We start from the raw sequence: 6,744 nt of genomic DNA, 5'->3' as shown, positions 1-6,744 counted from the left end.
CTTGACCGGCCACAGCAGGCGGCGGGCCTTGTCGAGGTTGGCGTTGTCGGGCCAGCTGTTGAGGGGGGCGAACCGCTGGCTGCCGTCGCCCGCGCCGCCACGACCGTCGTAGATCCGGTAGGTGCCGGCGGCGTGCCAGCTGAGGCGGATCATCAGGCCGCCGTAGTGGCCGAAGTCGGCCGGCCACCAGTCCTGCGAGTCGCGCAGCACGGCGGCGACGTCGCGCTTGAGCTCCTCGACGTCGACCTTGGCGAACTCGGCGGCGTAGTCGAAGTCCTCGCCCAGCGGGTTGCCGGCGGGCGCGTGGGCGTGCAGCACCGACAGGTCGAGGTGGTTGGGCCACCAGTCCTTGAGGGTGTGCGGACGACCACCCGTCTTCGGGGTCGGAGAGTCGATCCCGGGGTTCTCGCTCTCGCTGCCGTGGGCGGTCACGCCGTCATGGGCGATCGGGCAGCCGCCCTCGGCCTTCCGGTCGATGCCCTGCGGGCTCTCGTTGGTCATGTGGAACCTTTCCAGAAACGGGGGGTCAAGATCGTGCGGTGGAGCAGGCGGGGCAACGGCCCCAGTAGACGACCTCGGCCTCGTCGAGGATGAAGCCGTGGTCGTCGGACGCGGTCAGGCACGGCGCATGGCCGGTGGCGCAGTCCACGTCCGCGATGGCGCCGCAGGAGCGGCACACCACGTGGTGGTGGTTGTCTCCGATCCGCGCCTCGTAGCGAGCCACGGAACCGGACGGCTGGATGCGGCGTACGAGCCCGGCGGCCGTGAGGGCGTGCAGGGAGTCGTAGACCGCCTGGTGGGAGACCTCGGGCAGCTCGCGCCGCGCCGCGTCGATGACCGACTCGGTGTCGGCGTGCGGGTGGTCGCGCACCGCGGCCAGCACCGCCAGCCGGGGCCGGGTCACCCGCAGCGACGCGGCTCGGAGCACCTGCTCGAAGTCCTCGTCGGCCATGCCGTCATCCTTTCCGGTTTTCTTGAACGAGTCAAGAAAGCCGTCGTCGGCGCGCCGGAACTGCCCTCAGCGACGGCGCGACGGGGCGGTGCCACGTCGATCGGCGCCGGGTGGGTACCGGGCAGCAGCCCCGACCCACCGGCGCGGAGAGGCGTCATGACCGAGTCGATCCAGATCGCAGCCGCTCTGACGAAGGCGGCCAAGGAGATCCACGCACCACGCTCGCTCGAGGAGACCCTGGACGCCATCGTGCGAGCCGCGCAGAGCACGGTGCCCGGCTTCGACCACGTCGGCATCTCGGTGTCGCACCGTGACGGCCGGATCGAGACGCTGGCCGGCACCGACCCGCTGGTCTGGGAGCTCGACGAGCTCCAGTACGAGCTGCGCCAGGGACCCTGCGTGGAGTCGATTCGCGACGAGCCGATCGTGACCGTCGAGCACGCCGAGAACGACCCGCGCTGGCCGGCGTACCTCCCGCAGGCGGTCCGCCGTGGCCTGCGTGCCCAGCTCGGGCTCCGGCTGTACGCCGAGGAGGAGACGCTCGGCGGCCTCAACCTCTACTCCACCGAGTCCCCCACCATCGCGGCCGACGCACTGCAGCTCGCGGAGCTCTTCGCCACCCACGCCGCCATCGCGCTGGGCCGCAGTCGCACCGAGCACCAGCTCACCGAGGCGCTGGGCACCCGCAAGGTCATCGGCCAGGCGATCGGCATCGTCTCGGAGCGGTTCCAGATCGACGAGACCCGGGCGTTCGACTACCTGGTGCGCGCCTCGACGACCGGCAACGTCAAGCTCCGGACCCTCGCCGAGGAGGTCGTCACGACGACGAACGACAAGTACCGCCGCACCGGACAGGGCGGCTGAGCGCACCGCGTTGCCGCTCGGGTCCGACCCGGGCGCATGGAGTGCCCGGCGTCGGGGCACCGGTCCTGACCGGGTCGGCTTCTGCCTGCTCGGCCGGTGCACGAGACGTCAAGCAGCGGCGTCGCCCACTCGTTGTTCTCGAGGAGTGCGACATGACGGCGACCACCCCCGTCGACGACCGTGACCAGCCGCTCGTCCACCAGTTCATCCGGCTCTTCGGCCACCGCCCGAGTGCCGCCGAGCTCGCCGCCTACGCGCGGGTCCGCGCCGACCTCCAGGCCCGGCGGCCGGTGCGGCTCAAGATGGCGCGCCTGATCACCCGCCTCTGAGACGGGCGATCAGGAGGCGCTGGCGGGCTAGAGGCCCATGCTCTTGGCGATGATCGTCTTCATCACCTCGCTGGTGCCGCCGTAGATGCGGTTGACCCGGTTGTCGGCGTACAGGCGGGCGATGGGGTACTCGTTCATGTAGCCGTAGCCGCCGTGCAGCTGCAGGCATCGGTCGATGACCTCGGAGGCGACCTCGGTGCAGAACAGCTTGGCGGAGGCGGCCTCGGCCGCGGTCAGCTCACCGGCGTCGAGCGCCTCGAGGGCACGGTCCGCGACCGCCTGGGCGGCGTCGACCTTCGCCTGGCAGGCGGCGAGCTCGAACTTGGTGTTCTGGAAGGAGGCCACCTCCTTGCCGAAGACGGTGCGCTGCTGGACGTAGTCCGTGGCGAACCGGACGGCGGCCGCTGCCTGCGCGTAGGCCCCGAAGGCGATGCCCCAGCGCTCCGAGGGCAGGTTGCGACCGAGGTAGGAGAAGCCCTGGTCCGGCTCGCCCAGCAGGTCCTCCACCGGCACGACGACGTCGGTGAAGGAGAGCTCGGCGGTGTCGGAGGTGCGCAGACCGAGCTTGTCGAGCTTGCGACCGACCGTGTAGCCCTCGGACGTGGTGTCGACGGCGAAGAGGGAGATGCCGAAGCGGCGGTCGGTCTCGAGCGGCGGCGAGGTCCGGGCGCAGACGATGACGCGGTCGGCGTGCACGCCTCCGGTGATGAAGGTCTTGGCGCCGTTGAGGACGTAGTGGCTGCCGTCGTCGGAGCGGCGGGCGGTGCTCTTCATGCCGGCGAGGTCCGATCCGGTGCCCGGCTCGGTCATCGCCAGCGCCCACATCTCCTCACCGGAGACGAACTTCGGCAGATAGCGCTGCTTCTGCTCCTCGGTTGCGAGCATCTTCAGGTAGGGCAGCGCGAGCAGCACGTGGACGCCCGAGCCTCCGAAGGTCACGCCGGCGCGGGCGGTCTCCTCGTACTGGATGGCCTCGAACCGGTGGGTGTCGAGCCCGGCGCCGCCGTACTCCTCCGGCACGTTGATCCCGAACAGGCCGAGCTCGGCGAGCTGGTAGTAGAACTTCCGCGGGACCAGCCCCGCGTCGAACCACTCCTGGTAGTGCGGCACCACCTCGGAGGCGATGAAGGCACGGAGGGTCTGGCGGAACGACTCGTGGTCGTCGTCGAAGACAGTGCGGCGCATGCACCGAACCTAGCGGGCGCCGCCCACAGCGCTCGGAGGCGAGACGCAGAAGGCCGGATCCACCCAGGACCCGGCCTTCTCGATCGGTGGAGCTGAGGGGACTCGAACCCCTGACCCTCTGCATGCCATGCAGATGCGCTACCAGCTGCGCCACAGCCCCATTGGCGTTGTCCCGGGCGATCAGCCCCGGGCAACGACGAGAACATTAGCGGACCGGCTCGGGGAACGCGAAATCGGCCCCGGTGATCCGAGGCCCGCTCAGGCGGTGCGGTTGTACGCCGCCAGGCGGGTCGGCTCGCCGTGGCCGAGGGTCAGCTCGGCCCAGCCGCAGTTGCTCATCCCCCACAGCGTGTCGACGGCCTGGTGGCCCGCCCAGCCGAGCAGCCCGCCGACGGCGAGCTTGATGGCCGCACCGTGCGAGACGGCGACGGCGGTGCCGCCCTCGGGCGTCCGCGCGACCAGCTCGCCGAGCGCCGCCAGCATCCGCGCGTGGACGGCGGCGGTGCTCTCGGCACCCGGCACCTCGTCGTACCTCCCGAGCCGGAACCGCCCGTAGGCCTCGGGGTCGGCGGCGCGGAACTCGTCGTGCGTCAGGCCCTCGCGCTCGCCGAAGCCCCACTCGCGTAGCCGCTCGTCCATGTGCGGTGCCACGCCGCACGCCTCCGCGACGTAGGCCGCCGTGTCGGCGGCACGGGAGAGGTCGCTGGACCACACCAGCGACGGCCGGTACGCCGCCATGGCGGGTGCCGCGCCCTGCGCCTGGACGTGTCCGAGCTCGTTGAGGGGCGCGTCGCTCTGCCCCTGCACGCGACCGACCCGGTTCCAGTCGGTCTGGCCGTGTCGGAGCAGGATCAGCCGCTTCACTCCGCGGCGGGACGCTCCCCCGCGGGACCGTGCACGTCCGCGGGGAGCTGGATCGTCGGGCAGTCGCGCCAGAGCCGCTCGAGGGCGTAGAACTGCCGCTCCTCCTCGTGCTGGACGTGCACGACGATGTCGCCGTAGTCGATGAGCACCCAGCGCCCGTCGCGCTCGCCCTCGCGGCGCACCGGCTTGGCGCCGATCTCGCGCAGCTTGTCCTCGATCTCGTCGACGACCGCGCGCACCTGGCGGTCGTTGGAGGCGGAGGCGAGCAGGAAGGCGTCCGTGATCGCCAGCTGCTCGCTGACGTCGAAGGCGATGATCTGGGTGGCGAGCTTGTCGGACGCGGCGCGGGCGGCGGCGACGACGAGCTCGACGGCGTGGTCGGTGGCGGTCATGTGGTTCCCGGTTCTGCTCGGGCGGATCGGTCAGGGAAGGGTCGGCGGGTGCACCGGCGGCGCGTCGGTCTCGCCTGCGTAGAGGCCGTGCTTGCCGATGTACTGCACCACCCCGTCGGGGACGAGGTACCAGACCGGTTCCCCGCGGCGGTGCCGCTCACGGCAGTCGGTCGAGGAGATCGCCAGCGCGGGGATCTCCAGCAGCGTGACGCGATCCGAGGGGATCTCGTCCAGCAGGCCGTCGTCCATGGTGTAGCCGGGCCGGGTGCAGCCGATGAACTGCGCCAGCTCGAAGAGCTGGCCGGCGTCGCGCCAGGTGAAGATGTCGGCGAGCGCGTCGGCACCGGTGATGAAGAACAGCTCGTCCTCGGGCATCGCCGCGCGCAGGTCACGCAGCGTGTCGATGGTGTAGGTCGGCCCGGCCCGGTCGATGTCCACCCGGCTGACGGTGAACCGCGGGTTGGCCGCCGTCGCGATGACCGCCATCAGGTAGCGGTGCTCCGCGGGCGAGACGACGCGGTCGGACTTCTGCCACGGGTCGCCGGTGGGAACGAAGACCACCTCGTCGAGCGCGAAGAACGACTGCACCTCCGAGGCCGCCACCAGGTGGCCGTGGTGGATCGGGTCGAAGGTGCCGCCCATGACGCCGACGCGGCGCGCCCGCCGCGCAGGCGCCTGCGGAGCCCCCTGTGCCGCCGGGGTCATGCGGGGCTCATGCGTCAGGAGTGCTCGCGGCCCGCGCCGAACCAGATGAGGCCCAGCAGGGCGGCCATCAGGAGGACGAGGGAGATGCCGCCGACGACCCAGTGGTTGATCGACTCGGTGTGCTCGGCGGTGGCTTCGTGGAGGCGCACGGCAGTGGAGACCATGGCGCACACCCTACCGGGCGGCCTGCTCGCTCAGCGCACGTGCCCGTCGCCGGTGACGATGAACTTGGTGGAGGTCATCTCCGGCAGGCCCATCGGGCCGCGGGCGTGCAGCTTCTGGGTGCTGATGCCGATCTCGGCGCCGAACCCGAACTCGCCGCCGTCGGTGAACCGCGTCGAGGCGTTGACCATCACCGCCGCCGAGTCGACCATCGCCGCGAACCGTCGTGCGGCGGTGACGTCCTCGGTGACGATCGCCTCGGTGTGCTGGCTCGACCAGCGCCGGATGTGGTCGACGGCCGCCTCCAGGGAGGGTACGACGGCCGCGGCGATCTCCAGCGCGAGGTACTCGGTCGCATAGTCCTCCTCGTCCGCGACCAGCACGCCGTCGTACGCCTGGAACGACGGGTCGCCGTGGATGACGACGCCCCGCTCCTGCAGGGCCGCGACGACCCGCGGCAGGAACTCCTCGGCGATGTCGGCGTGCACCAGCAGCGACTCGGCGCTGTTGCAGACGCTGGTGCGGTGGGTCTTGGAGTTGAGCACGATCGCGAGCGCCTTGTCGAGGTCGGCGGCGCGGTCGACGTACACGTGGCAGTTGCCGACGCCGGTCTCGATGACCGGGACCGTGGACTCCTCCACGACCGACCGGATCAGCCCGGCGCCGCCGCGCGGGATCAGCACGTCGACCAGTCCGCGAGCCCGCATCAGGGTCTTGACCGAGTCGTGGGTCTCCCCCGGCACCAGCTGCACCGCGTCGGCCGGCAGGCCGGCACCGGCCACGGCGTCACGCAGCACGGCGACGATGGCCGCGTTGCTGGCCCGCGCGCTCGAGGAGCCGCGCAGCAGCACGGCGTTGCCGGACTTCAGGCAGATGCCGGCTGCGTCGGCGGTGACGTTGGGCCGGGCCTCGTAGATCATGCCGACCACACCGAACGGCACCCGCACCTGGCGCAGCTCCAGGCCGTTGGCGAGCGTCGAGCCGCGCACCACCTCGCCGACCGGGTCCGGCAGGCCCGCGACCTCGCGCAGGCCCTGCGCCATGCCGGCGAGCCGGTCCTCGGTGAGCCGCAGCCGGTCGACGATGTTGGGCGGCGTTCCGCCGGACTCGGCGCGCGCGACGTCCTCGCCGTTCGCCGTCAGGATCTCCGGGCCACGCGTCAGGAGGGCGTCGGCCATGGCGTGCAGGGCGGCGTCCTTGCGGCCGCGGTTCGCCAGGGCGAGGTCGTAGCTCGCGGTGCGGGCGCGTCGGGCCACCTCGGTGAAGTCGCTGGTCACCGCCCCAGCCTACG

10 protein-coding genes and 1 tRNA gene are annotated in these 6,744 nt (G+C 71.6%); 2 read left to right on the top strand and 9 right to left on the bottom strand.

Features of this window, described 5'->3' with window-relative positions; translation table 11 throughout:
- A partial coding sequence (locus VGE38_RS02350; RefSeq protein ID WP_331140919.1) for a peroxidase family protein occupies positions 1–501 on the bottom strand: 501 nt, incomplete at its 3' end.
- 25 nt (positions 502–526) lie between these two features.
- Positions 527–952 (bottom strand): Fur family transcriptional regulator, encoded by a 426-nt coding sequence (locus VGE38_RS02345; RefSeq protein ID WP_331140918.1) that lies wholly within the window; start codon positions 950–952, stop codon positions 527–529.
- A gap of 156 nt (positions 953–1,108) precedes the next feature.
- Between VGE38_RS02345 and VGE38_RS02340 the strand changes: the two genes are divergently transcribed.
- Positions 1,109–1,816, top strand: coding sequence for a GAF and ANTAR domain-containing protein (locus VGE38_RS02340; RefSeq protein ID WP_331140917.1), 708 nt, complete (start codon positions 1,109–1,111; stop codon positions 1,814–1,816).
- A gap of 152 nt (positions 1,817–1,968) precedes the next feature.
- The gene (locus VGE38_RS02335; RefSeq protein ID WP_331140916.1) at positions 1,969–2,145 is read left to right on the top strand and encodes a hypothetical protein; all 177 of its coding nucleotides are present in this window, start codon (positions 1,969–1,971) and stop codon (positions 2,143–2,145) included.
- A gap of 27 nt (positions 2,146–2,172) precedes the next feature.
- On the opposite strand, the gene VGE38_RS02330 is transcribed toward VGE38_RS02335, so the two are convergent.
- The 7 genes from VGE38_RS02330 to VGE38_RS02300 all read right to left on the bottom strand — a co-directional run bounded on the left by VGE38_RS02330 (position 2,173) and on the right by VGE38_RS02300 (position 6,730).
- Positions 2,173–3,330, bottom strand: a complete 1,158-nt coding sequence (locus VGE38_RS02330) for an acyl-CoA dehydrogenase family protein (RefSeq protein WP_331140915.1) — start codon at positions 3,328–3,330, stop codon at positions 2,173–2,175.
- Positions 3,331–3,417: 87 nt separating this feature from the next.
- A tRNA-Ala gene (locus tag VGE38_RS02325) sits at positions 3,418–3,490 on the bottom strand.
- A gap of 98 nt (positions 3,491–3,588) precedes the next feature.
- Positions 3,589–4,194, bottom strand: a complete 606-nt coding sequence (locus VGE38_RS02320) for a histidine phosphatase family protein (protein ID WP_331140914.1) — start codon at positions 4,192–4,194, stop codon at positions 3,589–3,591.
- Positions 4,191–4,586: a ribosome silencing factor gene (rsfS, locus tag VGE38_RS02315; protein WP_331140913.1), complete on the bottom strand. Its 396-nt coding sequence runs from the start codon at positions 4,584–4,586 to the stop codon at positions 4,191–4,193. The genes VGE38_RS02320 and rsfS overlap by 4 nt, the downstream gene beginning before the upstream one ends.
- Positions 4,587–4,616: 30 nt before the next feature.
- On the bottom strand, positions 4,617–5,291 hold the full coding sequence (gene nadD / locus VGE38_RS02310; protein WP_331140912.1) for a nicotinate-nucleotide adenylyltransferase: 675 nt from the start codon (positions 5,289–5,291) through the stop codon (positions 4,617–4,619).
- A gap of 14 nt (positions 5,292–5,305) precedes the next feature.
- Positions 5,306–5,455 (bottom strand): hypothetical protein, encoded by a 150-nt coding sequence (locus VGE38_RS02305; RefSeq protein ID WP_331140911.1) that lies wholly within the window; start codon positions 5,453–5,455, stop codon positions 5,306–5,308.
- Positions 5,456–5,485: 30 nt separating this feature from the next.
- Entirely contained in the window at positions 5,486–6,730 is a 1,245-nt protein-coding gene (locus VGE38_RS02300; RefSeq protein WP_331140910.1) for a glutamate-5-semialdehyde dehydrogenase, read from the bottom strand.
- Between the last annotated feature and the right edge of the window lie 14 nt (positions 6,731–6,744).

It is taken from the genome of Nocardioides sp. (assembly GCF_036405735.1).
Classification (GTDB): domain Bacteria; phylum Actinomycetota; class Actinomycetes; order Propionibacteriales; family Nocardioidaceae; genus Nocardioides.
Note: the sequence above shows the minus strand (reverse complement) of the source record. Positions and strands in the feature narration are given on the sequence as shown.